The sequence below is a fragment of the Paenibacillus sp. CF384 genome (assembly GCF_900106745.1).
In the GTDB taxonomy this organism is placed as follows: domain Bacteria; phylum Bacillota; class Bacilli; order Paenibacillales; family Paenibacillaceae; genus Paenibacillus_Z.
This window is the reverse complement of record NZ_FNNV01000011.1, coordinates 172,034-198,234: the sequence shown is the minus strand read 5'-3', so window position 1 is coordinate 198,234 and position 26,201 is coordinate 172,034. Positions and strand designations below refer to the sequence as shown.

24 protein-coding genes are annotated in these 26,201 nt (G+C 46.0%); 1 reads left to right on the top strand and 23 read right to left on the bottom strand.

The genetic code is table 11. The features are described from left to right. Nucleotides 1–31: 31 nt before the first annotated feature. The 8 genes from argB to BLW29_RS18770 all read right to left on the bottom strand — a co-directional run bounded on the left by argB (nucleotide 32) and on the right by BLW29_RS18770 (nucleotide 9,264). A complete protein-coding gene (argB, locus tag BLW29_RS18805; protein ID WP_090982397.1) occupies nucleotides 32–820 on the bottom strand; it encodes an acetylglutamate kinase in 789 nt (262 codons plus the stop codon). Between the two features lie 42 nt (nucleotides 821–862). Further along, on the bottom strand, nucleotides 863–2,104 hold the full coding sequence (argJ, locus tag BLW29_RS18800) for a bifunctional ornithine acetyltransferase/N-acetylglutamate synthase (RefSeq protein WP_090982395.1): 1,242 nt from the start codon (nucleotides 2,102–2,104) through the stop codon (nucleotides 863–865). 62 nt (nucleotides 2,105–2,166) lie between these two features. Beyond that, nucleotides 2,167–3,216 (bottom strand): N-acetyl-gamma-glutamyl-phosphate reductase, encoded by a 1,050-nt coding sequence (gene argC, locus BLW29_RS18795; protein ID WP_090982393.1) that lies wholly within the window; start codon nucleotides 3,214–3,216, stop codon nucleotides 2,167–2,169. 142 nt (nucleotides 3,217–3,358) lie between these two features. Next, complete coding sequence (locus BLW29_RS18790) at nucleotides 3,359–4,264, bottom strand: YitT family protein (protein ID WP_256208716.1); 906 nt, start codon at nucleotides 4,262–4,264, stop codon at nucleotides 3,359–3,361. 117 nt (nucleotides 4,265–4,381) lie between these two features. Next, a protein-coding gene (gene prfB / locus BLW29_RS18785) for a peptide chain release factor 2 (protein WP_143044429.1) occupies nucleotides 4,382–5,498 on the bottom strand; the annotation gives its coding sequence in 2 pieces (ribosomal slippage) (nucleotides 4,382–5,425 and nucleotides 5,427–5,498; 1,116 coding nt in all). A gap of 57 nt (nucleotides 5,499–5,555) precedes the next feature. After that, on the bottom strand, nucleotides 5,556–8,063 hold the full coding sequence (gene secA / locus BLW29_RS18780) for a preprotein translocase subunit SecA (RefSeq protein WP_090982391.1): 2,508 nt from the start codon (nucleotides 8,061–8,063) through the stop codon (nucleotides 5,556–5,558). Between the two features lie 235 nt (nucleotides 8,064–8,298). After that, a complete protein-coding gene (gene hpf, locus BLW29_RS18775; protein WP_090982389.1) occupies nucleotides 8,299–8,844 on the bottom strand; it encodes a ribosome hibernation-promoting factor, HPF/YfiA family in 546 nt (181 codons plus the stop codon). Nucleotides 8,845–9,066: 222 nt separating this feature from the next. Further along, nucleotides 9,067–9,264 (bottom strand): cold shock domain-containing protein, encoded by a 198-nt coding sequence (locus BLW29_RS18770; protein ID WP_090575545.1) that lies wholly within the window; start codon nucleotides 9,262–9,264, stop codon nucleotides 9,067–9,069. Nucleotides 9,265–9,538: 274 nt separating this feature from the next. Here BLW29_RS18770 and BLW29_RS18765 point away from each other — a divergent pair, with 274 nt between their 5' ends. Continuing rightward, nucleotides 9,539–10,648, top strand: coding sequence for a DUF2920 family protein (locus BLW29_RS18765; RefSeq protein ID WP_090982387.1), 1,110 nt, complete (start codon nucleotides 9,539–9,541; stop codon nucleotides 10,646–10,648). A 75-nt stretch (nucleotides 10,649–10,723) separates the two neighbouring features. On the opposite strand, the gene BLW29_RS18760 is transcribed toward BLW29_RS18765, so the two are convergent. The 15 genes from BLW29_RS18760 to fliD all read right to left on the bottom strand — a co-directional run bounded on the left by BLW29_RS18760 (nucleotide 10,724) and on the right by fliD (nucleotide 26,200). Then, nucleotides 10,724–11,548, bottom strand: coding sequence for an SDR family oxidoreductase (locus tag BLW29_RS18760; RefSeq protein WP_090982386.1), 825 nt, complete (start codon nucleotides 11,546–11,548; stop codon nucleotides 10,724–10,726). Next, nucleotides 11,545–12,255 carry an acylneuraminate cytidylyltransferase family protein gene (locus tag BLW29_RS18755; RefSeq protein WP_090982384.1) on the bottom strand — a complete coding sequence of 237 codons (711 nt, stop codon included), beginning with the start codon at nucleotides 12,253–12,255 and terminating at the stop codon, nucleotides 11,545–11,547. The genes BLW29_RS18760 and BLW29_RS18755 overlap by 4 nt, the downstream gene beginning before the upstream one ends. Further along, complete coding sequence (locus BLW29_RS18750; RefSeq protein WP_090982381.1) at nucleotides 12,248–13,162, bottom strand: Gfo/Idh/MocA family protein; 915 nt, start codon at nucleotides 13,160–13,162, stop codon at nucleotides 12,248–12,250. Before BLW29_RS18750 ends, BLW29_RS18755 begins: the two co-directional genes overlap by 8 nt. Further along, entirely contained in the window at nucleotides 13,159–14,214 is a 1,056-nt protein-coding gene (locus BLW29_RS18745) for a nucleotidyltransferase family protein (RefSeq protein WP_090982379.1), read from the bottom strand. Before BLW29_RS18745 ends, BLW29_RS18750 begins: the two co-directional genes overlap by 4 nt. A 1-nt stretch (nucleotide 14,215) precedes the next feature. Continuing rightward, nucleotides 14,216–15,379: a UDP-N-acetylglucosamine 2-epimerase gene (neuC, locus tag BLW29_RS18740; RefSeq protein ID WP_090982378.1), complete on the bottom strand. Its 1,164-nt coding sequence runs from the start codon at nucleotides 15,377–15,379 to the stop codon at nucleotides 14,216–14,218. After that, the gene (neuB, locus tag BLW29_RS18735) at nucleotides 15,376–16,374 is read right to left on the bottom strand and encodes an N-acetylneuraminate synthase (RefSeq protein WP_090982376.1); all 999 of its coding nucleotides are present in this window, start codon (nucleotides 16,372–16,374) and stop codon (nucleotides 15,376–15,378) included. Before neuB ends, neuC begins: the two co-directional genes overlap by 4 nt. Nucleotides 16,375–16,394: 20 nt before the next feature. After that, nucleotides 16,395–17,456, bottom strand: a complete 1,062-nt coding sequence (locus BLW29_RS18730; RefSeq protein WP_090982374.1) for a GNAT family N-acetyltransferase — start codon at nucleotides 17,454–17,456, stop codon at nucleotides 16,395–16,397. 16 nt (nucleotides 17,457–17,472) lie between these two features. Continuing rightward, nucleotides 17,473–18,141 (bottom strand): class I SAM-dependent methyltransferase, encoded by a 669-nt coding sequence (locus BLW29_RS18725; RefSeq protein WP_177186705.1) that lies wholly within the window; start codon nucleotides 18,139–18,141, stop codon nucleotides 17,473–17,475. A 2-nt stretch (nucleotides 18,142–18,143) separates the two neighbouring features. Next, on the bottom strand, nucleotides 18,144–19,226 hold the full coding sequence (locus tag BLW29_RS18720) for a DegT/DnrJ/EryC1/StrS family aminotransferase (RefSeq protein WP_090982370.1): 1,083 nt from the start codon (nucleotides 19,224–19,226) through the stop codon (nucleotides 18,144–18,146). 27 nt (nucleotides 19,227–19,253) lie between these two features. Continuing rightward, a complete protein-coding gene (locus BLW29_RS18715) occupies nucleotides 19,254–20,435 on the bottom strand; it encodes a LegC family aminotransferase (protein WP_090982368.1) in 1,182 nt (393 codons plus the stop codon). A 31-nt stretch (nucleotides 20,436–20,466) separates the two neighbouring features. Next, nucleotides 20,467–21,474: an NAD-dependent 4,6-dehydratase LegB gene (locus tag BLW29_RS18710; RefSeq protein ID WP_090982366.1), complete on the bottom strand. Its 1,008-nt coding sequence runs from the start codon at nucleotides 21,472–21,474 to the stop codon at nucleotides 20,467–20,469. Nucleotides 21,475–21,485: 11 nt separating this feature from the next. Then, on the bottom strand, nucleotides 21,486–23,741 hold the full coding sequence (locus BLW29_RS18705) for a motility associated factor glycosyltransferase family protein (RefSeq protein WP_090982364.1): 2,256 nt from the start codon (nucleotides 23,739–23,741) through the stop codon (nucleotides 21,486–21,488). A gap of 166 nt (nucleotides 23,742–23,907) precedes the next feature. Next, nucleotides 23,908–24,240, bottom strand: coding sequence for a flagellar protein FliT (locus BLW29_RS18700; RefSeq protein WP_090982361.1), 333 nt, complete (start codon nucleotides 24,238–24,240; stop codon nucleotides 23,908–23,910). Beyond that, the gene (gene fliS, locus BLW29_RS18695; protein WP_090982359.1) at nucleotides 24,233–24,628 is read right to left on the bottom strand and encodes a flagellar export chaperone FliS; all 396 of its coding nucleotides are present in this window, start codon (nucleotides 24,626–24,628) and stop codon (nucleotides 24,233–24,235) included. Before fliS ends, BLW29_RS18700 begins: the two co-directional genes overlap by 8 nt. Nucleotides 24,629–24,643: 15 nt before the next feature. Continuing rightward, nucleotides 24,644–26,200 carry a flagellar filament capping protein FliD gene (fliD, locus tag BLW29_RS18690; RefSeq protein ID WP_090982357.1) on the bottom strand — a complete coding sequence of 519 codons (1,557 nt, stop codon included), beginning with the start codon at nucleotides 26,198–26,200 and terminating at the stop codon, nucleotides 24,644–24,646. Nucleotide 26,201: the final 1 nt, after the last annotated feature.

Here is a 26,201-nt window from a genome sequence, read left to right as displayed (position 1 = left end):
ATCGCTCATCATTCGTTCACCCCACTAATAATTAAGATTGTATAATTCTTGTTCCAATGCCGCCTTCGAGAACAGCCTTGCTGAGTACGCCCGGTACGTCACCGCTTACGATGACGACTTCCTTCACGCGTCCTTGAATACATGCGATCGCTGCGCGAACCTTCGGAATCATGCCGCCATAGATTTCTCCGCTCGCAATCATGTCTTCGATCTCTGCCACAGTAGCAGTAGGGAGCACTTGTTTCTCTCCGTCTACCGTCTTCAAGATACCGGGTACATCCGTTACCACAATCATCTGCTCGACACCAAGATGCGAGGCAACAGCTCCTGCCGCCGTATCTGCATTGATGTTGTAGCGTTGTCCTGCCGCGTCGATCCCAATCGGCGCAATTACGGGAATGTAGCCCATGCCCATGACGCCTTCGATGATCGCCGCATTCACATCCGTTACATCGCCGACAAAGCCAACCTCGTCAGCGTTCGCCACTGGCTGAGCCGTGATGAGCTCGCCGTCGACGCCTGACAATCCAATGGCCTTCGCTCCGCTTTGACCAATGCGGCGAACGATCTCTTTGTTGATCCGTCCTGCCAGCACCATTTCCACAACGTCCAGCACTTCGTCGCTTGTTTTGCGCAAGCCGTTCACGAACTCGCTCTCGATTCCCAGCTTGCCGAGTGTTTCCGAGATAGCCGGGCCGCCGCCATGCACGATGACCGCTTTAACGCCGCGTTCTTGCAAACTCCTCAAATCTTCGAAAAAAGAAGCCGGAAGCGCCGCAAGCGTGCTGCCCCCGCATTTCATCACAAACCGCTGTTCCATAGGTTTCGTCCGTTCCCTTCGTTCCCGAAATCCTGCCTGATGCTATGTGCGATATGCCGCGTTAATACGGACATAATCATAAGTGAGGTCACAACCCCAAGCTGTTGCCACGCCTTCACCCATATGCAGATCCACATGAATGACAACCGTGTCCCCTTTCAAGTAAACAAGTGCCGCTTCTTCGTCAAAAGCAATCGGTCGCGACTGCGTAAGCGTCACGATATCGCCTAAGGCGATGTCGACTGTCTCCGGATTCACAGGCACGCCTGCGCGTCCTACAGCCGCAATAATACGGCCCCAGTTCGCATCTGCGCCGAATACCGCGGACTTCACGAGTGAAGAGCCGATAACGGTCTTCGCGATCGCCTGCGCCGCATCATTCGATTCCGCTCCGCGCACTTGCACCTCAACGAGCTTCGTTGCGCCTTCTCCGTCACGCGCGATTGCCTTGGCCAACACCTCGCACACGTAACGCAGTCCGTCTGCGAACGCCGTATAGTCAGGGTGACCCGCGTGAAGCTCTTCGTTGCCCGCAAAACCGCTCGCCATCGCAACAAGCATGTCGTTCGTGCTGGTGTCGCCGTCAACCGTAATCATGTTGAACGTTACGTCCGTTACTTGGCGCAGCAGCGTCTGCAGCGCTTCGCTGCCGATCTCCGCATCCGTTGTCACGAAGCCAAGCATCGTCGCCATGTTTGGATGAATCATCCCGCTTCCCTTGGATGCGCCGGCAATATGTACGAGCTTGCCGTCAACGGTAACGGAAACACAAACTTCCTTCTTCACGAGATCCGTCGTCAGGATCGCTTGGCAGAAATCATCTGCCGCAGCATAGGAATCTGCCAATCGTGCAGGCAGCTCTGCAATACCGCCGCGTACGCGGTCCATCTTCAGCAGCTCGCCGATGACGCCGGTTGAAGCTACCGCCACCTGATCGGCAGGCACGCCGATGGCTTCAGCAAACGCGCTGCGCATTTCATAGGCATCCGCATCGCCCTGCTTGCCCGTGCACGCATTCGCGTTGCCGCTGTTCACGATGACCGCGCGCAGCTTGCCGCCTGCGCCGATGCTCTCGCGCGTCACCTGAATCGGCGCCGCTTGAAACACGTTCGTCGTGTACACGCCGGCTGCCGCAGCAGGCACTTCACATACGATTGCGCCAAGGTCATGGCGCGTCGTCTTCTTCAAGCCGCAATGCAAGCCGGCGGCTTTAAACCCTTTGGGTGTCGTAACGGAGCCTTCCGGCACGACGATATAGGTTGGTGATGTGTTCCCCTGTCCCATTGTTCAATCGCGTCTCCTTTATTGAATGATTGCGGGCTCAAGACCAGCGGTCTACTCCCTTATTACGGGTACATCGGCACGAAGTTAAGGCCCAGCGCCTCGTCCCAGCCCATCATCAAATTCAAGTTTTGAATGGCCTGCCCAGCAGCACCCTTCACAAGATTATCAATAACCGACACAATCGTGATGCGCCCTGTACGCTCATCAACGGAGAAGCCGATATCGCAGTAGTTGGAGCCTGATACTTCTTTGGTTGCCGGCCATGTGCCGTTCTTGCGAATACGGACAAACTTACGACCCTCATAATAATTGCTGTATAACGCAATAAAGTCCTCTACGCTGTGACCATCCTTCACGGTCGCATAGATCGTGCTCATAATGCCGCGCGTCATCGGAACCAAATGGGTCGTGAACGTCGTCAGTACTTTCTCGCCTGCCACATCAGACAACACTTGCTCGATCTCTGGAATATGCTGATGCTTATTGATTTTATAAGCTTTGAAGTTCTCATTGATTTCCGGATAGTGGTTGCCCACGCTGGTACCGCGACCTGCGCCGGAAACGCCTGACTTCGCATCTATAATAATGGTGGAATGATCGATATAGCCTTCTTGTACGGCAGGAATCAATCCAAGCAGCGCAGAGGTCGGGAAACAGCCCGGATTGGAGATCAGATCAACGCCTTGCACGGCATCGCCATACACTTCACATAGACCGTAAACCGCTTGATCCAAGTACTGCTGCTCCGCAGGCTCTTTCTTATACCAAGTCTCGTACTCGCTGCGAGATTTAAGCCGGTGGTCGCCGGAAATATCAATCACTTTCAGCCCTTCCGCCAGAAGCGAAGGGATAAGCCGAGCTGCGATGCCCGGTGGAGTTGCTATAAATACAACCTCAGCTTTGCTTCGTATCAAAGCCGGATCAACGTCATCAAGAATATCCGTGCAAATTTCGGTCAAATGCGGGAAACCTTCCGCAATCGGCGCACCCGCGCTCGACGATGAAATGACGGAAGTCACTTCCACCTGAGGATGGTGGGCCAGAAGTCTGATAAGCTCAACGCCGCCGTACCCTGTTGATCCGATAATCGCTGCTTTCACTGCTTTACTCATGTCCGTTCTCTCCCATCCATTTCCTTCCTAGCTATCCATTGTACACGAACAGGGGGATAGAGGAAATAGCTAACACTTTGTATTATTATACATACGTATTCATATTAATTCAACGGAAAAATTGCTTACTTTTGCGTCGAATTTAAGGCAATTGGAAGCCTTCCCCCAGCACCTCGGCTGTATCGCTAATAATGACAAACGCATAGGGGTCTGCCGTCCTCACGAGCCCCTTCAGCTTCGACACTTCGCCTTGTCCGACGACGACCATTAGCACAGTACGCGCTTCCCCCGTATAACCGCCATGTCCGTCCAGCTTGGTCAATCCGCGATCCAGGTCGTGGAGCACCACCTGCGTAATCGCCTCCGGCTTGTCCGATATAATGAAAGCAACCTTCGAAGTAGCAAGCCCCGTCTGTACAAAGTCGATCGTTTTGCTTGTTACAAACAAGCCGACCAGTGCATAAAGTGCATTTTCCGGCGCGATGATAATCCCTGCAGCGGCAATGACGAGGCCGTCGAAGCATGCCACTGCCAGTCCGAGCCGCACACCTGTGAATCGGTGCAGCAGTTGCGCCGCCAGATCAAGACCGCCTGTCGAAGCTCGTCCCCTGAATACAAGGCCAAGCCCTGCCCCAACGCCAATTCCGCCATAGATGGATGCCAGCATCGCATTATCCGTAGGCGGCTGCCAATCGGAGGTGAACAAGACAAGCAGCGGCAGCAAGAAGGAGCCAAGTGCCGTCTTCAGTGCGAAACGTTTGCCGAGCAGCCACAGACCCACCAAGAAGAGCGGCACGTTAAGTGCCCACTGTGTATAAGCAGGCGGGATATCCCATACGCGATTGACCAAAATGGAAATACCCGATACACCGCCGGACGCAATGCCGAGCGGTACCAGAAACATGTTGAAGCTGATGGCGATCAGAAAAGAACCGACAAGCAGCAGTGCCACGCTGAGCGCCGCTTCACTCTTTGGCCCCAATGGTTTTCGTAATCTTCGATTTTCTCTATGTAATTTCTTCATCCCTTGATCTTGCTGCACACTCATTGCTGACCCCATCCTTCTATATAGGTAACATCCATTCATCCGCAAAAAAGAGTTCCGACACATAGTAGTGTAGGAACTCTTACTCCAGGCTATGCACGCATTCACACTAGCCCTTCATTATTGCTCTTCATGACGGATCTTGCTCCGCAAGTAACCGTCGATAAACATATTTAGATCGCCGTCCATCACAGCGCCGACATTACCTGTCTCCACCGATGTGCGATGGTCCTTGACCATGCTGTAGGGATGGAACACATAGGAGCGGATTTGGCTGCCCCATGCAATATCGGATTGCTCGCCGCGAATTTCTGCGAGATGCTTCTGCTGCTCTTCGATCTTACGTTCGTAAAGCTTGGAGCGAAGCATCTGCATCGCACGCTCACGGTTCTGAATCTGCGAACGCTGCGTCTGGCAGGACACGACGATACCCGAAGGCATATGCGTGATCCGAATGGCCGATTCCGTCTTATTGATATGCTGACCGCCCGCGCCGCTGGCCCGGTACGTATCGACCTTGAGATCCTCCGAACGAATCTCAATTTCAATGTCATCGTCAATCTCCGGCATAATGTCACAGGAAACGAAGGACGTATGTCTCCGACCGGAAGCATCGAAAGGCGAGATTCGCACGAGACGATGAACGCCTTTCTCCGCCTTCAAATACCCGTATGCATTATGGCCTTTGACGGAAATCGTAACGCTCTTAATGCCCGCCTCATCCCCAGCCAGGTAATCCAGCAGTTCTACCTTGAAGCCTGATTTCTCTGCCCAGCGCGTGTACATCCGGTACAGCATTTGGCACCAATCCTGCGACTCCGTACCGCCCGCACCGGGATGCAGCTCAAGAATAGCATTCAGCTTGTCATAAGGCTCATTAAGCAGCAGTTGAAGCTCAAACTCGCTCACTTTGCTTACGAGTTCCGCGACGCTGCGCTTAAGCTCTGCCTCCAGACTTTCGTCCTCGCCTTCATCTTCCGCCAGCTCCAGCATCGTTTGCAGATCTTCATGCTCACTTTGCATCCGTTCGAATTGATCGACCACGGATTTGACGGCGTTCATCTCGGAGATGGTGGTCTGCGCACGCTCATTGTCATCCCAGAAGCCCGGAGCGCTCATTTTCTCTTCGAAATTGAGAATCATCTCTTGCTTAATATCTAAGTCAAAGAGACCCCCTGAGTTCTTGGAGACGCTTCGCCATTTCACGCAGATCTTGTTTCATCGTTATATCTATCATGACGGTCGCTTCACCTCAAAATTAACTTCGTTGCCCTACCTTATGCAATAGGCAGGCTTATTGTCCGTGGCATTGCTTGTATTTCTTGCCGCTGCCGCATGGGCACGGATCATTACGACGCACGCGCTCTTCCTTACGAACCGGACGCTTCTGCTGCATTTCGCTGCTTCCGCCGGATTCCGTTTGACCTTTCGCTACCTCTTGGCGCTCCAGGTTGTTCTCCACGTGTGCTTTCATGATATATTTGGTGACTTCTTCTTGAATATGCTCAATCATTTCCTTGAACATTTCGAAGCCCTCGAATTGATATTCGCGAAGCGGATCCGTACCGCCGTATGCACGAAGGTGAATACCTTGACGAAGCTGATCCATTGCATCGATGTGGTCCATCCACTTGCTGTCTACTGCACGCAGCACGACAACCTTCTCGAATTCACGCATCGTTTCATGACCGATTCCTTCTTCACGCTGATCGTAGAGTTCAATTACTTTGCCGTACAAGAAATCATTGATTTCTTCCGGCTCTTTGCCCCACAGATCTTCTTTCGTGATGCTGCCCTCGTTCAAGAAATTGCCTTCTGCATAATCCACGATTTCTTGCAGCTCCCAGTTCTCCGGTACATCATCGGAAGGACAGTGAGCTTCTACGATCTTCGCAATAACCGGCTTGATCATCTCAAGCACGATTTCGCGGATGTTCTCGGAGAAGAGCACTTCGCGGCGCTGCTTGTAGATAATTTCACGCTGTTGGTTCATTACGTCATCGTATTGCAAGACGATTTTACGTTGATCGAAGTTGTTGCCCTCTACGCGTTTCTGCGCAGATTCAATGGCACGGGAGATCAGACGGCTCTCGATCGGTTGATCCTCTTCGAAGCCAAGACGCTCCATCATGCCCATGATGTTCTCAGAGCCGAAACGGCGCATAAGCTCATCTTCAAGCGACAGGTAGAACTGCGACGAACCCGGGTCCCCTTGACGACCGGCACGACCGCGCAGCTGGTTATCGATACGACGGCTCTCATGGCGCTCCGTACCAATAATATGCAATCCGCCAACACCATCAACCATTTCACCAAGAATAATATCGGTACCACGGCCCGCCATATTCGTTGCAATCGTAACCGACTCGGACTCACCGGCGCGAGAAATGATCTCCGCTTCCTCAGCGTGATACTTCGCGTTCAGTACTTTGTGAGTAATGCCGCGTTTCTTCAGCAGCTCGGAGAGCTTCTCCGAATTCTCGATGGAAACTGTACCTACGAGCACCGGCTGTTTGTTCTTGTGGCGAGTAACGATCTCTTCAACCACCGCTTTGAACTTGCCATTCTCCGTCTTATATACAACATCCGCAATATCATCACGGATATTCTTCCGGTTTGTCGGCACTTGAATAACTTCAAGACCGTAAATTTTCTTGAACTCTTCTTCCTCTGTCTTCGCTGTACCTGTCATACCGGACAGCTTGCGGTACATACGGAAGTAGTTCTGGAATGTAATCGTAGCGAGCGTCATGCTCTCATTCTGTACTTTAATTTGCTCTTTCGCTTCGATCGCTTGGTGCAAGCCGTCGCTGTAACGACGACCAGCCATTAGACGGCCTGTAAACTCATCGACAATGACAACTTCGTCTTCTTGTACAACGTAGTCTACGTCGCGTTTCATAATAACATGCGCTTTGAGCGCTTGCTGAATGTGATGATTAAGCGTCACATTGGCATGATCGAATAAGTTCTCGATGCCGAATGCTTTCTCCGCTTTCTCCACGCCTGCGTCCGTCAATGTTACCGAGCGCACCTTCACATCAACCGTATAATCTTCTTCCACTTTCAAGCGAATCGCAAAGCGATCTGCTGCAAAATAAAGCTCCGTCGACTTCGCAGCCTGACCGGAAATAATGAGCGGTGTACGAGCTTCATCGACAAGGATGGAGTCGACTTCGTCAATAATGGCATAATAAAGCGGACGCTGTACCATTTGTTCTTTGTACAGGACCATGTTGTCGCGCAAATAGTCAAATCCAAATTCGTTGTTCGTTCCGTATAAGATGTCGCATGCGTATGCTTCACGCTTCTCATCCGTAGTAAGGCCATGCAGGTTGACACCGACAGTTAAGCCTAGGAATTTATAAAGCTGACCCATTTGCTCGCTGTCACGCGTAGCCAAGTAGTCATTGACTGTAACGACATGAACGCCTTTGCCCTGAAGCGCGTTCAAATAAACAGCAAGGGTAGCGACAAGCGTCTTACCTTCACCGGTTTTCATCTCAGCAATTTGGCCTTCATGAAGCACCATACCGCCGATCAGTTGTACGTCGTAATGGCGCTTGTCCAGAACGCGTTTTGAAGCTTCTCTTGTAACTGCGAATGCCTCAGGAAGCAGGGTATCAATGTCCTCACCCTTCTCAAGGCGTGCTTTAAACTCCTCCGTCTTCTCACGAAGTCCATCATCTGACAACTTGGAAATTTGCGGCTCCAGGCCGTTAATTTCCTCCACGGTACGCATTAGACGCTTAATCTCACGTTCGTTGGCGTCTCCGAATAATTTCTTTACAAGTCCGAGCATGGTCTTCCCCTTTCGTCTGTTACGCCTGTTTGCATAAATTGTATCAGTTTGCGGCAGTTCTCGCAATGTTGGCCCCCCGAGGCAGAAGCTGGATTGCGCACGAAAACCCGCTATGATCCTGTATTTCTAGCAGGTTGCACGTAGAGGCGTCTCCATTATATGCCGCTTCCTAGACCTACATGCCCGCCCTTAAGCAAAAAGAGCCCCGGTTTCCCAGGGCCCGATGTGTTCCATATTAGTCTGCTTCAATTAATCCATATCGACCGTCGCTGCGCTTATAGACGACATTCACTTCTTTGGTAGTCGCATTCGCGAACATGAAGAAGCTGTGCCCGACCATGTTCATTTGCAGAATCGCTTCTTCCACATCCATCGGCTTTAATAGGAAGCGTTTCGTTCGAACTAGCTCGTAGTCGTCCTCTTCCTCCAGTACCCGAACTGCTGCGCCGTCATCTTTGAACATCGTGCGAATGCCGCTTTCTTTGCGATATCGGCTGTTGATTTTAGTTTTATGTTTGCGAATTTGACGCTCCAGTTTGTCCACTACCAAGTCGATGGAAGCGTACATATCCTCGCTCTTCTCCTCTGCTCTTAGCATTGCGTTCGAGAGTGGAATCATGACTTCAATGACATGTTTGCCTTTCGTAACTGACATCGTAACGTTTGTCTCGGAGGTAATCGGCTCTTCAAAATACTTTTCTAGGCGGCTTAGCTTCTTCTCGACATATTCGCGCAAGGCGTCTGTCACCAGGATGTGTTGACCTCGAATGTTGTATTTCATGTGGCATTCCTCCTTTTACATAGTCTTATTATAACACCCTATCTGGGCGATCTCAAAGCTATTTTCTGTATTTTTTGAAATATCTGATAATTAAGTAGTTTCTAGTTTCTAGACGTAGATTAGTGGGTAAACATAAGAAAAAGCCCTGGTTGCCCAGGGCTTCTGCCGATCATTCGGTTAAGCGCGTACCATTTATTATGTGGCCGCTTAACAGCGGTATGATTACAGTTTAGTAACGTTTGCAGCTTGAGGACCACGCGCGCCTTCGACGATGTCGAATTCTACGGATTGGCCTTCTTCAAGAGTTTTGAAACCTTCGGATTGGATTGCGGAGAAATGTACGAATACGTCGCCGCCTTGTTCTGTCTCGATGAAACCGTAACCTTTTTCTGCGTTGAACCATTTAACTTTACCTTGCATTGAGAACATTCCCTTCATCTTCAAATAGCTGCGAGATCACTAGGCGTGGCCCACAAATCGAATATAACACCGCTTTCACAATATTGTCAATATTTTTTTGTAAGCGAATACATTTTAGGTGGATCCCGTGTCATCGCTTATTTACTCCATGTTAATAGCAAGTTTAAATAAATCTATTTCCCCTAGATACAGCATAAACAATCTGTTCGAATTAGAAGTAAAAACCGATAAATAGGCATATCTATTTTGCTCACGATTAATTGGAGGATTTTGAATGTCGAAAGAATATACATTGCGTTGGTCTGCCCATCCAAACATCTACAACTCCTATAGCGAGAGAGAGTTAAGTTTTTGCTTTACGGAACCCACTGAAGGAGTCAATGAAGAAACTGGCATATTGTTGCTTATTTCCGGCTTCGGCGGGAACTCCAATTCCAAGGTATACTCTAAAATGAGGAAGCAGTTCTCCGATCAACATAATTTAGTAGTCGTGCAATGTGATTATTTTGGTCAAGAATTTATGCAGCACGGCGATCCGCTTTCCCTTGATATGAGTATCAGTGAACTACGTGAGATGTTTACTCAAGAAGAAATCGCACATTACTTCAGTAAGGCTGACGGACTCCAGCGATTACTCAATAGTAATCACGCTCAACCCAGAGCTGTTCGCTTCAAGGCAGATCTTAATGAAAGCCTCTCTAATTTTAACGATATGGGGATCATGCAAGCATTGGATAATCTCACTGCCCTGTTTTATGTAATCGAAATTCTTAAAGACAATGATTATACTTTCAATACTAAAAAAGTTATCGTGTATGGACATTCACACGGATCTTACTTAGCTTACCTATGTAATGCATTTTATCCGGGACTTTTTACATTACTAATCGACAACTCATCTTGGTTATTCCCGAACTTCTTAAAGAAGTTAAGGGGGACCTCCGTAAGCAGAGGATTATTAGACATTCAAATTATGTATCATTATCTTGCAACAGAAATGGATTTTGATCCTCAACTGCTGCATCTTAAGGATCTTTATAGGCAAGTCAATAATAAATGCATTATACAAAGTTTTCATGGTAGTGAAGATATACTCATATCATTACAAGATAAACTAGCGTTTTGCAACGAAGTGAGTCATTGCACACTTGAGGCCATTTCAGAACAGGAAGCACTAGGGCCTATATTTAAATCTGCTCATCATGGTTTGGATGCAGACTTTCTGCTATTATTTGATCATGTTATGAACAAAACCAACTTCGATACTGGCACTGAACTCATCTATACTCCAAATACAATTCAAACTGAAATGAACACCTATCAATTTTCAATCGAGTCCGCGGTTCCTCTGCTGCATATTGTCCCATCCCCCCATAGAACGTAACAAAAGAAGCCTCGGCTAATTGCCAAGGCTTCTATCTTTATCTAACACTCATCACATTATACTTGTAATAATTTGTTACCAGGCATCTAACCCGCCATCAACGATAATGTTTTGTCCTGTAACATAACTGGATGCGTCGGAGGCTAGATATAAAACCGCTCCAACCATTTCATCTGCTTCTGCCATTCGACCAAGCGGAATTCGGGCTGAGTAATTGCGTTTGAACTCCTCGTTTTGCCCACTTTCGACCCCTCCTGGAGTAATCGTGTTCACACGAATCCCTTGCTTAGACCAGTATGCGGCTAAATATTTTGTCAAAGCCACAACGCCGCCTTTTGAAGCGGAGTAAACTGCAGGTGACGCCATGGGCTTATCCAAGTAACTCGAGCCTTCGTAGATACGGTGATCAGGAGCCATGATGCCATAGATGGAGGCAGTTTGGATAATCGTTCCACCGACGCCTTGTTCGACCATTTGCTTGCCAACCTCTTTGGCTACCAAAAACACGCCGTCAATATTTACAGACATTACTTCACGCCACTGTTCCAGTGTGTACTCCTCGAATGGAGCCAGATACTGCTCCCTTACCAGCGGCTTATAGCCTGCGTTGTTATGTAAGATGTGAACACCTCCCATGATGTTCACCGCACGTTCTACCATAATCGCGACATCATCGGGATCAGCAACGTTACAACCGATGCCAACTGCCTGAACCCCAAAGTTCAATGCTAATTTGCCAGCAAAATCGTTTGCCGCCTCTTCGTTCAAATCAACGGCTACGATGTTTGCTCCGAACTCTGCAAGCCCCGTGCAAACCTTGCTTCCTATAATCCCGAGAGCCCCTGTTACGATAGCAGTTTTCCCACTTAACTCGAACGAAGCTTTATAAGAATAGGTCATACTGTCACTTCCTCCTTCCGACTCCCCATAATCCATTCAACTACGCGCCAGTCCAGCTCACTGTCAATATCCACCGATCGATCCTCAGGCATTTCATATAATACGGTATCCGGAAGGAATAACGGATAATCATTCAGCAAAATCTCTCTTTTCCAAATATATATGGATGCATTCATATCAAAGCATTTAGGCGCATCCTGTCTTCTGACGATAGGCTTATCAGGTGATTTGGAAAGACGTACGAAGCCCTCATCATTCATTTCCACGAGATTGAAGTAAGGCGATCGACGGGAAGGTGCTCCTGTAATTAAATTAGATACGCCTCTAGTTTCCAACAAATTAACCGAGTTAATAATATCTTCGGTTGTACGTAAAGGAGAAGTAGCATCTAAATCGACGATGATGGAAAATGTCTTATTTGTTTTCTCCTCGGCTTGTTGGACGCAGTGCCGAATGGCAGGAAGCTTCGCAGACGTATCACTAGCCATTTCAAGCGGGCGCTCGATCAGAATATCAGCTCCCCATTTGGCAGCTGCCTCAAGAATAGCCGGCGAATCACTACTTACGGCGATGTGCTCAAACAATTGCGATTTAAGGGCTTGCTCAATACTATAGGCAATGAGAGGTTTGCCATGCATTTCGCGAATGTTTTTATTCTTGACTCCTTTGGATCCACCTCTAGCGCAAATCGAACACAGCTTACTCATTCATTACCCACTCCCTGTTCAATATGGATCGCTCAACTGCATCTATCATCCTGACAATGTCTTGTCCTTCCTGTAAAGAACAGAGGCGATCCCACTGTTGATTCATAATGGCCGTATGTTGCGCGATGTACGTTTCATCGCGATCTACTGTAATGACTTCAGAATGATTGTCTTGAATAAATAGCCTTTTACTGAAATCAATTTTGAAAGTATGGCGATCTGTAAGGATCAATAGCTCTCTGCGTCCTGGCCGATCCAAATAGTTCATCTGGAGCGTTACTAGCGGACACTCTCTCATTTCCATAAGAATACCGCACGTATCTTCACTGGTTATCTCCAATGAACTGACCTGGCCCCCAAGAGCACTTAATCGCACCCATCCAGCGCACAGCCAGTTTAGATAATCCAGTTCATGGCTCAAATCGCGGAGCACACCTCCACCCTCTTCCTTCCTCGCGGAGTAGCTCAATTGATAATCCCTTTGAAGGCGCCAAGTGGGCAAATATTGACCGGCATATGCCGTAATGGATAAAAGTCGTTCATTCTTAAGCGCTGAACGAAGTTTTAGCAGTAATGGGTGGAAACGCAAGTTATACGCAACAAAGATCCGCAGCCCATGATCGTTAGGCAACGTCTTCTCCTCATGATAAAGAGGTTTCTCAACGAGCACTGTACCCTTCCAATGATATTCGATAAGCTGAAGCAGTGTGGAGTGATGTTCAGATGATTTATTGGCGATGATTATATAGTTTGGCGCAAATTGTTCGACGGCTTCTTTCAAATGATGGAATACAATCGGAAAATCAATATCTCTACCGCTAACGACTGCCGTTTCCACATTCATGGCTTGCAGCAAACGCGCATGACGCTGACCAATTGATCCGTACCCTACGACAACCGCTCTCATCCGAATACCTCCAAAAACTCGCCGTTCGCCCGTTCGAAATCATCGAGCCTTCCAATGTCGATCCAATATTCCCGAATTGGAAAGGCGGAAGTAGTCAAATCATTACCCAATGTTTCCTCGAACAAGGTGGTCATATCGTAGTACATATCTTGCGGAATCTTATGTAAAATTTCCGGATTAAGCACATAAATACCAGCATTCGTAAAAAACTTCTGTACAGGCTTCTCTTCTATGCTCCGAAGCCTGTTGCTCTCCACCTGTACGACTCCGTAAGGTACTTGAAACTCATACTCGCGAACCCCCATCGTAGCCTTTGAGCCCGATTCAAGATGAAAATCGACCAACTGCCGAAAGTTCACTTTCGTCAACAAATCTCCGTTCATAACAATGATCGGCGAGTTAGGCTGCTCCGGAAGCAGTCCCAGTGCCCCTGCCGTTCCAAGACGCTTGGTCTCATGAAGATAACGAATTTCTATGCCCCAGCGCGTACCGTCGCCAAAGTAATCACGAATCATATCCGCCCGATAATTAACAGATAAGTAAAAACGATGAAAGCCACTAGCCACGAAACTTTCTAAGATAATCTCCAGTATCGGCTTCGCACCAACACGAAGCAGAGGCTTTGGACAATCCTTGGTCAATTCACCCAACCTTGTTCCGAGTCCACCAGCCATAATTACAACCCAGTTGTCTTTAGTGTCTTTTCCTCGTTGAAGTAATTCATCTATCAGTTCAAGACGAACCACCCTGCCGTCATTGTCCAGCACAGGAAATTGTCTTAAATTCAAATATTGCATGATGCTTAGCATCATATCGCGATCCATATCCAGTTTGGCAGTTCGAGGTTCGCGATTCATAACCTGAGAAACTGGCGAAGTTAACTCAATTCCACGCAAAATGCCTCTTCGTACATCGCCATCCGTAATCGTACCTAGGAGACGCTGTTCCTCATCTACTACAAGTGCAATTTGCACAGATCCGCGATCAATGATATGAAGAGCCTCAATGATTGTCGTTGCTGGATAAACAAAGATGTCCTCAATGGCTTTCATCTCAATCACCTCTATAAAAAGACTTTTGCATCCCTGCATAGTTGTCCAAACTTTCCTTCATATAGTCAACGATTTGCTTCGAAGTTCCGTTAGATTCATATGGATTTTTAACCTCTAAAACATTCGATCGGTATTCAGCGGAGCAAATAAAATCAAGGGATACTATTATATCGTCTTTTTCAGGTCTGCAATGAATGACAGAGTCCGCACAAATTCTTCCTTTTTGCCTGTTTCCGATGTTGATTGATCCCACTTTCAGGCTTGCCACCTCGACAACGCCGCTTGAAGAGTTCCCTACCATGGCTAAACAGTAAGATACTAAGCTTAGAAACCTTACATAACCAAGCGATGCGAAGGCATAACTCCGATGAGGATTATTAGCAACAAACTCATCAATCATTTGGTTTAGGCGGTCACTCCCACTGTCCGCGTTTGGTCTTGTGAATACAATCTGAAAATCCGGTCTTTCTTGCAAGGCTGCCAGCAACTGTCCAAACTGCTGCTCTGAATCCGCCTCAAGGGTTGTAGGATGAAAGGTCACTTGAAGCATGTTAGGCCCAATGATAATACCCAAATCTTCTTCCAGCTGTTCTTTACTTAACCGTCTTAAACTTTGAATATTCTCAATACCTAAATCTCCGACATTAAACACCCGCTCCGGCGCTTCACCTAACTGGATAACTCTGTTTCGATAATCTTCAGTCGAAGTGAAATGCAAATAAGAAAGCTTGGACACGGCGTGCCTGATGTATTCGTCAATAGCCCCCTCCGACACTTCACCGCCTGAGATGTGAGCAATCGGTATATTTAGAATGACGCATGCGCCAGCAATGGGAAGCAATTCGTATCGATCACCGAGTAGAACCACCATATCTGGATTTAACTCTACTAATGCTTGTCCAATTTCACTGCTGGCTAAGGCCATAGTTCTAAGCACCTGAGCTTCCTCGTTGCCTTGATATATATCAATTTTTCGAGTGATTGGGACCCCATCATTCTCAATTTCTTCGAAGGTAAGTCCAAATTCGGGTACTAAGTGGGTACCGGTTACAACAAGCTGTAATTCACATTCCGGATCGTTATGGACACGTTTGATAACGGAACTTAGCAGACCATATTCCGCCCTTGTCGCCGTAACAATGCAAATTTTATATTTGCTTGTCATAGCTCAATCAACTCGTCTTCTTCGAAATCCCTTATTGCCTTGCTGCCCAGCACTTCGTACCACTTCATAGGTGAAATGCCTGTACCCGGCCGTTTGGTTGTAATATTTTCCGTTGTAAACATTTCGCCTCGTAAAACAGGTTTCGACGCCACGATGCTCTTTCGTGCAACTGCAATATTTTCTCTTTCAGAATCTGTGACATGTTTAGTGTCAGTCCCCATGGCCAATTCAATATTTCGTATTGCTTGAACCATGCTGCAAAGCTCTTCCGGCTCAACGCTTGCTTTATGATCTGGCCCTTCCATGTCTCGACTTAAAGTGAAATGCTTCTCAATCACTTCCGCCCCCATCGCTACTGCAGCAATCGGAACTTCAATGCCCAGGGAGTGGTCGGACAGTCCTACAGGGGTACCAAACTTTTCTTTAAGCGTCCCCATAGCCCGCAAATTCACGTCTTGCATCGGAGTTGGGTATTGCGTGTTGCAATGCAAGACCGAGATATTAGCGTTTCCCTTACTTGTCAAAATGCGGATAGCTTCCTCAATTTCTTCTATTTCGCACATGCCCGTTGAGAGAATAACCGGGCAGTCATGTTCCGCAATGACTTCAAGAAAGGGCAAATTCGTTATCTCTCCGGAAGGAATTTTAATCATATCCACTCCAATAGAAAACAAGAACTTCGCGCTCTCGATATCAAACGGCGTCGACATAAAGCCAATGCCCCTCTGCTTGCAGTAGTCTTTCAGTAAAACAAAGTTTTCGAATGGAAACTCCAGCTTTTTTTCCATTTCCAGCATAGATTCTTCTTCGCCGGTAGTTTCTTTCTGGTACTCTGCTTTAGGAGCAAATTTGGATATAACATGCTCGCTTTTCCACGTTTGAAATTTAACATAATCCGCTTTAGCTTCAGCTGCGACATCGATTAATTGATAGGCTAATTTCATTTCTCCATTATGGTTAACGCCGGCTTCGGCAATGATAAGTGATTGTTTCATCGTTTAAGCAACCCCTTGTACTAGGCTCTGTATTGAATCATATGGTTATTGTCCGCCTTGAAATCCGAACTCGAAGCAGAACGTATGTCTAGCAACTTCTTATAGCTGTCCTCGCAAAAAATGCTGCGTCCAATATAGAAATCAATCAGACCATGTTTGTTAAATGATTTCTTGAATGACAGGAGGCTGTCTACCGCTGCAACTCCCCCGCCAAGATGAAACCTCTCATAACCATTATCTGCCCCCCAGCAAGCCGCAGCATATAACAGTAAATTATTCGGTGCCAGGTGCATGTAACTTCGCTGCGAGGCCGAGAGATGGTAATGCATGCTTCCATTACTGTGCATAATGATGGCGGAACTTATAATTTCACCCTCATACTTAGCATGAAATAAAGAATAGCTCCCTTTAAGGTTTACAAACAGATCGTCAAAGAACATGGAGTTGAAGTAATAATACTGGGATGCCTGATTGCGTTCCATTGTACCTCGATAGAGTTCCACGAAAGCCGATATAGCTTCATCGCTGTTATCTACCATGATTTCAATACCGCTTTTTTCTGCCTTCTTCACCATATTTCGGTTTTTTGCATCCATATTGATAGCTATACTTTGTTTATCGGAAGTATCCATGAAAACCGTTTGTTTAAGTTTGCGCACGCTGCAGTTGGCCTCAAATACAAGTTGATTTTGCAAAAGAGGATGGAATCGAATGAACTGAGAAACAATCTGATTCTTACTGCAATAGTCACCGAGCAGGTCGAAGAAATCGGCCACTTCTGCCCCATCGACATCTTCCGCTAATGGTCCGCCATAGCCATATGGCGTTGACCAGTCGTAATACTCACCTTGACTCAAATACTCGGAGAATCTGGTATCATCAGCAATATCGCTTTGCTGCACGACATAACATAACCGCATGCGATTACCGTAGAAATAAACTAAAAGCGGCTTACCGTCGTTTGCATGACGGAAAGCCGACACATATTCGTTCAGATAGTAGACATCATAGCTGTTAAAGGACTTAACGATATGATTCCATTTCTCTTTATCATCAAAATCAATCAGTTCGAGACTTCCCATGCTTGCCTCCCTGAAATCATTTCTCGGATTCTACCATGAAAAAGCTAACCTGGACAGTTCCATTACGATCTGTTCTTTCGACTGAATCCATTTTCAAATTTGTAAATCCAGCCTCCGACCATAATTCAAGTATCTGAGCTTGATCAAAGAAGTGAACGGTTCCACGGTGTGCGAGTGCCCCTTCTGTTAGCTCTCTGTACGTGTGTTCCTCCAACTTCTCTCCGGTCCCATAACCTGTCATCCCAATTTTGAATAGACCGGTAGAGAACAGCTTCCCGCCTGGCTTCAGCACACGGTAGCATTCTTTCAGAATGGTCCTTATCGTTTCAACTTTGTTGGCATAAATCATTGCGGAATCAATGACTCCGTCAAATTCTTCGTTCCTATATGGCATAGCTGCCGCGTCACCTACTTCCAGCTCAGCCGTAAGCCCCTCACTCTTTAGCCTATCCACTGCTTTACCGATCGCGGTCTTCGACCCATCAAAACCATTAACTGCAAAACCTTCTCTTGCTGCAAACCAGGAAATAGCACCTGTACCGCATCCTGCATCCAGCAGCTTTACTTTAGAACGCTCCGTTCCATAATAATTTCTAGCAACAAATCGAATGACTTCTTCTGACGGGTATTTCCCCCATTCCATTTCTTTATGGATTTGCTCCCACATCTCATCAAATGCTTTCAATGTCATCCCTCCATGTTACCGCCACTGTATTTGTTAATAACGTTGCATATGTACTCCATCTCAGCCAGACTATAGCGTTGGTCAATAGGTATAGATATTAGAAACTCGGAAATGTACCGAGTATCTGCAAATTCGAGAAGTCTATGGTCGTCAATCGGCCAATGCACGGGACAAAATATGCTGTTTTCATTCAAATATCGACGAAAAACATCACGGTTTTCGACAAATAACGGGTAAAAAAAAGAACATTCCTTTGAGTCTTGTTTATCAAAGACTGGTGTTACAAACCGGTTATGTATATTCTCGGCCAAATAAGCTTTATTTTGAATACGAGTGGCTGCGGCTTTCCCAACATGAAATGTATTTAATAGTTCATTGGAGAAGTGAGAGATGGCTTCAACCTTGTTATCATTATCGATCCCATTCTCAGCATCCATAAACAATCCCCGATACATTTCGTTCCCTTCTGCCAACCCATTGAGATACAGCCCTTTGAGAAACATACCCGCTGCACGAGCATTTGTAAAAGAATACTCTGAGGCCTCAGGAGCTTCATCCAATCTTCCCGACACACAATAAGCGACCCCGCCATCCGGCAATGCAAACCATTTCCGTAAACTAGCAACACAATAGTCCCCTATCGAATGCGATTGCGTCAAAATACTATGTGTTGTATCTTCTATTATCTTGGCCGAACTTGCATCGCATAAGTCACGCAGATGTACCAAGTCATTCTCGGATTGAAGTCTTCCAAAATAATGCATAAGAAATAAAATATCAGTATCTTCGTGAAGTTTACTTCTAACATCTTCCAAGTCAATAGATAAATCCGTCTTGATCCGATAAAGGCATACTGTATAGTTTTCTTCTTCAAAAGCGTCTATTACGGATTGGCAAATATACGCGGGGAGGAGTGCTCTTTCACCTTGAAGTTGCCGGAGTACTCCCCGCAGCGCGCCTCGCCCGCTGCTATAAAATACAGATTGATAGGCTTTCAACCTATGTCCAAATGTATCCTCTTTCGTTGATAGATTGGCGGCATCGAGCGGGAACTCACTTCCGATTTCAAACCTCTTCTGCCCCATCTCTATTCCTCTCCTGTTCCACATTTATTAACCTACAATTGAAGGACCGCTTGGCAGATTAATAATTTTGTTGTGCAGGCTTTCTGTTATAGGCAAGTCCATTCGCGGACAATTCGAGTACATCGGAAGCTGATGCAATGGTGTCCATACCGGTCTTGTCAAAATACCCGCTTCATTCGTTATTCTCAATATCTCATCTCTAGCCAAGACATCTTCATCGTCCAGTATAATGGCATTCAGCCAGTAGTTGCTAGAAGCATATGCCGGTTCTTCGAGGAAAGACAAGCCCTTAATCTCCTGAAATCCCTTGCTGTACTTTTCCGCCAAGAGACGCTTACGGGCAAGAAATCCTGGCACAAGCTCCAATTGTGCGCAGCCGAGAGCAGCGTTGATATTAGGCATCCGATAATTGTATCCGACAATATCATGATCAAACGACCATTTATGAGGAAGTTTTGCAGTTGTCGTCACATGCTTAGCCATAGCTGCCAGTTCTTTGCTTTGCGTCAGAATCGCACCGCCTCCACCGGTTGTCATTATTTTGTTCCCGTTAAAGCTAACGATTCCAAATAGCCCAAACGTACCAGTGGACTTGCCTTTATAGTAAGAACCAAGCGACTCTGCTGCATCTTCAATAACGATGAGATTAAACCTCTCTGCTACTTCAAGAACGGCATCCATATCTACCGGATGACCGAAGGTGTGCATTGGTACTATGGCGCTTATACGTTTACCGCTTATCCGGTTATATAGCTTTCCGTCAGTTCCAATCTTGCTAATTTCCTCTAAATAATCATTCAACCGAACCGCGTCCAGTCCCAAATTCGTAGAGGATACATCCACGAAATGCGGTGTTGCCTGGCAGTACATAATTGCATTTGCAGTCGCCACAAATGAAAGCGAAGGGACAATAACCTCATCGTCTGGCTTTACCCCGGAAAGCAATAGCGCAATATGAAGAGCAGCCGTGCCATTTACTACAGCAACCGCATGCGCAGAATTCGTAAACGAGGCAAGTTCTCCTTCTAAACGATCCACGAAGCGGCCGGCAGACGAAACCCATCCCGTATCCAAACACTCCTTCACGTAGAGCCATTCATTACCGGAAAACTCAGGCTCATGCAGCGGAAGAACAGCGTCATTTTTTTTCTCAGACAATTGTCTGATAACATCTACAACAGCGGAGCCTAATGATTGGGTCTCTTGCATGAGGAACGACTCCTTCCTTGCATTTCTTAAATTAGATGTTGTATATGTCGGCTTTATATTGTTTTAAGTTTGCCGATTCCGTGAACCATTCAATCGTTTTTCTCAGCCCGACTTCCAGTCCCAGGCTTCCAGCGTATTCCGGCTTCCAGTTAAGCAACAATTCCGCCTTCCGGTTATCTGCCCACAGCCGTTCTACTTCACTCTTCTCAGGACGCATACGTTGTTTATCCAAACCTATCTCTACGCTCGAATTCATTAGTCTTGCAATCATTTGGACTGTTTCGCCGATTGAAATCTCATAGTTACTTCCTATATTGATTTCCTCGCCTATACTTCGATCCGATTCCAAGAACGCAATAAATCCTCTCACAGTATCTGCAACGTAATTAAAATCCCGTGTTGGATGAACGGCTCCCAGTTGAATCGCACTATTGCCTTGTTTCAACTGCGTAATAATCGTTGGTATGACAGCACGAGCCGATTGCCTTGGACCATACGTATTAAATGGACGTATTACCCCTACCGGTAATCCAAATGAGCGATAATAGGAGAGTGCCATCTGATCAGCGCCGATTTTCGAAGCGGAATAGGGCGATTGCCCTTGCAGCGGATGCTTCTCATCAATCGGCACGTATAGTGCGGTTCCATACACCTCACTTGTGGAGGTATGCACCACTTTGCGAACACCGAGCTGCCTCGCCGCCTGAAGAACATTCAAAGTCCCTTTAATATTCGTATCTACATATGTATCCGGAGAATGGTACGAATAGGGAATTGCAATTAACGCCGCCAGATGAAGAACGGCATCGCATCCTTTCATCGCCTCTGCAACTCCGTGAGGATCTCTTATATCACCGGAAAACACTTCAAATTTGCCTCGGACATCTTCTGCTGCTTGATCCAGCCAGCCCCAAGAATTGAAAGAGTTATACATTACAAAAGCGCGAACATCATATCCAAGACGGACAAGGGTTTCTGTGAGGTGCGAACCAATGAATCCATCGGCTCCGGTAACTAATACTTTACGAAATACAGCCACATTGCAACTCCTTACTGGGAAACTTTTTCTCGGTCATAAGCTTCAACTCTTCTTACCGCTTCTTTCGCAATAGCATTAACCATTGGCAAACACTCTAATATTGCGATAATAAGCGTTCCTAGTATCTTACTAAACAAATCAGCTTTTCGAATAATATTTTTCTCTTCTACCAGCTCCGGAAGGTCACGGTCATAGGAGCGGAAATCGTTTGGAATTACGAAAGCTACTGTAGCTGCAAACATTTCATCATCAACCACAGTCTCCCATAATTCTTCAATATCAACCATGGTCTTATGACATTTCTCTGGTTTCGTTCGACTTAATGCTGGCAGCAAGCCTATCTTCTGCTCTATCCGCTTTAGTATCTTTTCAATATCATCATACTTCATTGGCATTTGAAATAAACGGTTCGTTATTTCCGACTTCCGTGGTTCATCAAATGGTCGTAGATAGGTTTCCATTGCCCTCTCCAACAGATCATTCGGAACGTCGATATCGCTCAGACGCTGCAGCACACTCTCCATAGGGCTAAATTCGGTATGCTTGATTTTCGCTCCTAACTGAGAGGTGTTTATGAAATTAACATGCGTATTATTACTTAGGAACTTCTCAATTTCACTAAGAGTGACTTGCATCATCTGGTTAGTACGGTTCATCCCGCCTTGTACGTTCTCAACCTGAAGATGGGCATGGATCGCCATTGCTTCGCTCTCTTCTTGTGAGATGTGTTTGGCTCCGGGAGCATAGGTTTGATCGGTAGGATAAGAAAGATCTTGCCCGGTCAGAATAATTTCCGTACAACCCATATAGATTGCCGCTTCAATGGCTGGACCGGTTACTGAGGGAGTCGTACAGAATATAGGCTCCTCATCCTCCCATCCAACGATATTGCGATAGGTCCAATCGTTTTCCAGCAAGAAGTGAATAAGCTTCTTCTTATCCTCAATAACTGTGTACTTGATTTGTGGGGCATACAAGAGAGGAACCTCACTCAAATCAAGATGGCTGAAGGCGGTGCCGTTCGACTCTCCGAAATCTACAGATACAACTAAATGCGGAGTAATACCAAAGTGACTTAAAGACTGAACAGATGTTCCAGCCGCAATAATCAGCGCATGTTTCTTTAACTGCCTCAATGTCTCAATATCTTTCTCCAAGGAAGGCCCTGCTCCAACAATGACTGCTGCCTGACCCTTCAGTTTATCTTTCAAGTCTCGAATGGAAGGCGTATTCACGATATGAGCTAAATTGTACAACCTGTTCTGAAGAAGCTGGATGCCATAATAGGCCCCTGTTTTAGAAGACAACTCAAAATGCAGCAGGGCATCCTGAGCATCTTTGAAAAATTCTAGCTTTCTTTGTGCATCAACTTTATCATACGAAGGCAGAGACGTAACAGCTGATTCTCCTCTTGCAAGCCTCACGAAATGGAAGAAAGTACGTCCTCTTACTACCTTATCTTCTCCAACGACAAATATTTGAACCTGAAGCTGCTTAAACAATTCTTCAAAATCTATAACCTGCATGGCAGCCAATAGTACTTGTTCATCCGGTTCAAAAATTATTAAATTTAGCTTTGGATGTTTTCTTGCCAACTCAAGCAAGTGATATCCTAGCCCCATACCATATACAACCAGATTAGTTTTACCAGCTAAGGCTTCCTCCATCGATTCGACCCACCGTCTAGCCTCATGCTCTGGTTCGTAATTACTGTATAAATGCTTCATCTTATTATCGCTTGTCCGCATGTATATATTGGGAGACCCATTGCTCGCATAAGTAATATGGTAACGAGAGCGATCTGGGTTAATATTCTTTATCAATTCAAATGCACGGTGATAGTTCTTTTCTAAGAAGGCAAGGTTAGCCGAAAACCTGGTAACGACATCTTCTTTTCCTTCGCCAAGCTTAATCGCAAAGGCATGAAATAACCCTGCTAGTTCATATTTAATGCAGTCACCGGCCTGAACAAATTCTTCCTCATCCATTAAACGGTTCATTTCTTCAAACTTCAGAATCAGTTGATCAGTAAAGTTAGTAATAATCGTGAGTAACAAGGTATTCTCTTCGCTCGACTCAAGCTCATTTCCAATTGCATGTACCGTTCTATACAGGTCGTCCATCCCCTGCACCAATTCACTGAAATCTGACCAGGTTTGTTCTGTAATCGGAACATAGAGAAGCTCCGAAACGGTGTAACAAAATTGGATTAATCTTGGTAAAAAGACTTTAACTTCTTCGAGCATTTCAATATTTTGGTCATGCATGTTCGTTTCACCAAGCTCCCTAATAATATGAAGTTGGCGCGATTTCCCCTCTTGCGAGAGTACATCGCGCCTATCGAAGCACCTTTAAATTATTATCATTAATAATAGATGCCTTAGTGTCATTACCTCTTCACTTTGACACTTCTCTTGTGCTTGTTCCCTTGAATCAATTTCTCCTATCAAACATAAGGCCATCCAGATGTCCTTGATTTCCATATGCATGTATCTGTTTTTTATATCCGTTTAGACGAATAAGCGCCTCTGCTGCCTCATTCTTAATTCGCTGCATGTGTCCTAAGATGATCGTATCGTACTGAAACAATTCTTGAACAACCTTCTTTAACTCAGGCGATAATTCACCCTCCGCGTCAATCTGATCCACGAGCGATTGCCTTAGTTCTACCAACGACTCGAAACGTTCATAATCCTCCGAGTCTCCCAACTCACTCAGGTACTTTGTTTCCGCTAATACTCGCTGCGCCTGCGTTAGTTTATCCATGAATGGCTTCCTTGGATGTTGACTGATTGGATTTAGAAGCTTGAAGCCACGACTCCTTCAAATCGACCAAATAGGTGAGTACCTCAATCGCCGGTTCTTTCTCTTTTTTGGTGTTTGCTGTAATAAGCTGATAAAGCATATACTCGTAAATTCGAACTAATTCTGTTGCGATCGGGTAATTGTAATTCAAGGAAGCAATTAATTCATGAACGACATTCTGCGCCTTAATCAAGAAGGTATTGGCCTTCTCAATATTATTGTTCTCAATTGCTTCAATGCCTTGCTTTACAAATCGAATGGCCCCATCGTAAAGCATAACCAGCAGCTGCGCAGGAGAAGCCGTCTGTACGGATAATTGCTGATATTTCTGATAAGGGTTCGCTATCATGCTGATCTCTCCTTATTACATAGAACTGAATAGACTGCTCGACTGGGAATTATATCTATTCATCGCCGTTTCCATTGCAGTAAACTTTTTATAATAACTGGTTTCAAGACGGGTCAAACGGTCATTCTCATCATTGATTTTAACATCAATATCTCGCAAATTTTTGCTGAATATGCTCGTTTGTAAAAATGAGCCATTCTTATCCGTGCTGACTTTTGAAGTACCTACTCTACTTGATAATTCATCAAGTGCCGACATTACCACGTTGGACAGTCTATTGAATACTCCATTGTCGGGATTAGTAGGTGACACTTTCAAGGTTGCGTTAGTCTCAGTCGTTTGCTGCGTAAAGAACTTCATAACACGTTCAGGATCTGCTTCAATAGCCGCCCGCAGCTTAGACTCATCCTTGATTGTGAGCTTACCCCGATTTTCCCATGCTACCGAATCAATCCCTAAATCGCCTATTACCATTTTCTTTCCGTCTATGGTGACATCCGTAATGGAGGAAAGCCGGATATCACTCTCTAGTTTAGTGAGTGTAGAATCGTTTCGCAGAAGTCCGCTCTTCGCTTTCTCTTCCCAAAGCGTAATCTCAGCCTCTTTCATTGCAGCCTTGTCGTCGGATGTAAGAGGGAGATATTTTCTGAACCGCTCTTCATTTATTTTACTGGTCACAGAATCTAACACATCATTAAAATCTTTAATAAATGACTTAATTGTGTCGACAACTTTATCCGTATTGGTCACCACGCTAATGGTAGAGGCAATGCCTCCGGTCGGAGCGTTCAGTGTAATCTCAACACCATTTTCTGTAAACACATTACTGCTTCGTGTCGTGGATATACCATTAATTTTAACAACTGCATCCGTTCCTTTATCTGCGACAGGAGAGGTAAGCGGTAAACTGAAGCTTGATAAGAACGATGATGTATCCGTTAACACAAGACTTCCCGCGCCTGTTGATTTCGATGAAAGTGACAATCTACCTGTTGCGCTATCGATGAAGGCACTCACATTAGCAGCAGATCCGTTAATAGCAGCTACGGCATCAGATAGTTTGTCATTTACATTTACTGTTATGGTCACAGCAGGGCTATTACCATTCTTAATATCAAAGGATATCTTCCCATCACCATCTGGGTCATTATAAGTGATTTCACCATCTAGCTTGAGTTGGCTAAGCGTTTTGCTCGTATCAACCCCCGCGATTCCATCGCTGCCTAGCGCAATATTTGCTGTGCTTGTAACTTTCGCTGCAGTTGCCAGACTTGTTACCTCGACTGACAACGAACCCGTTATAGCGTTCGGGTTTGCTTTGGCACTGACAGCAGTTGTATTGCCGCTAACGTTGACTCCCTTAGCAGCTACCCCGCTTTGAAGACCATAAGTAAATAACTTATTGTTACGGAAATCAACTAACTTTGTCGTAATGTCACGATACTGTTCCCGTTGCCATTCTAATGTTTGCTTCTGCTGATTTAATCGATTAACCGGGCCTTTCTTGGCCTTGACCATATCCTTAACAATTTGATCAACGTCCAATCCAGAAGCCAATCCGGATATTCTCATG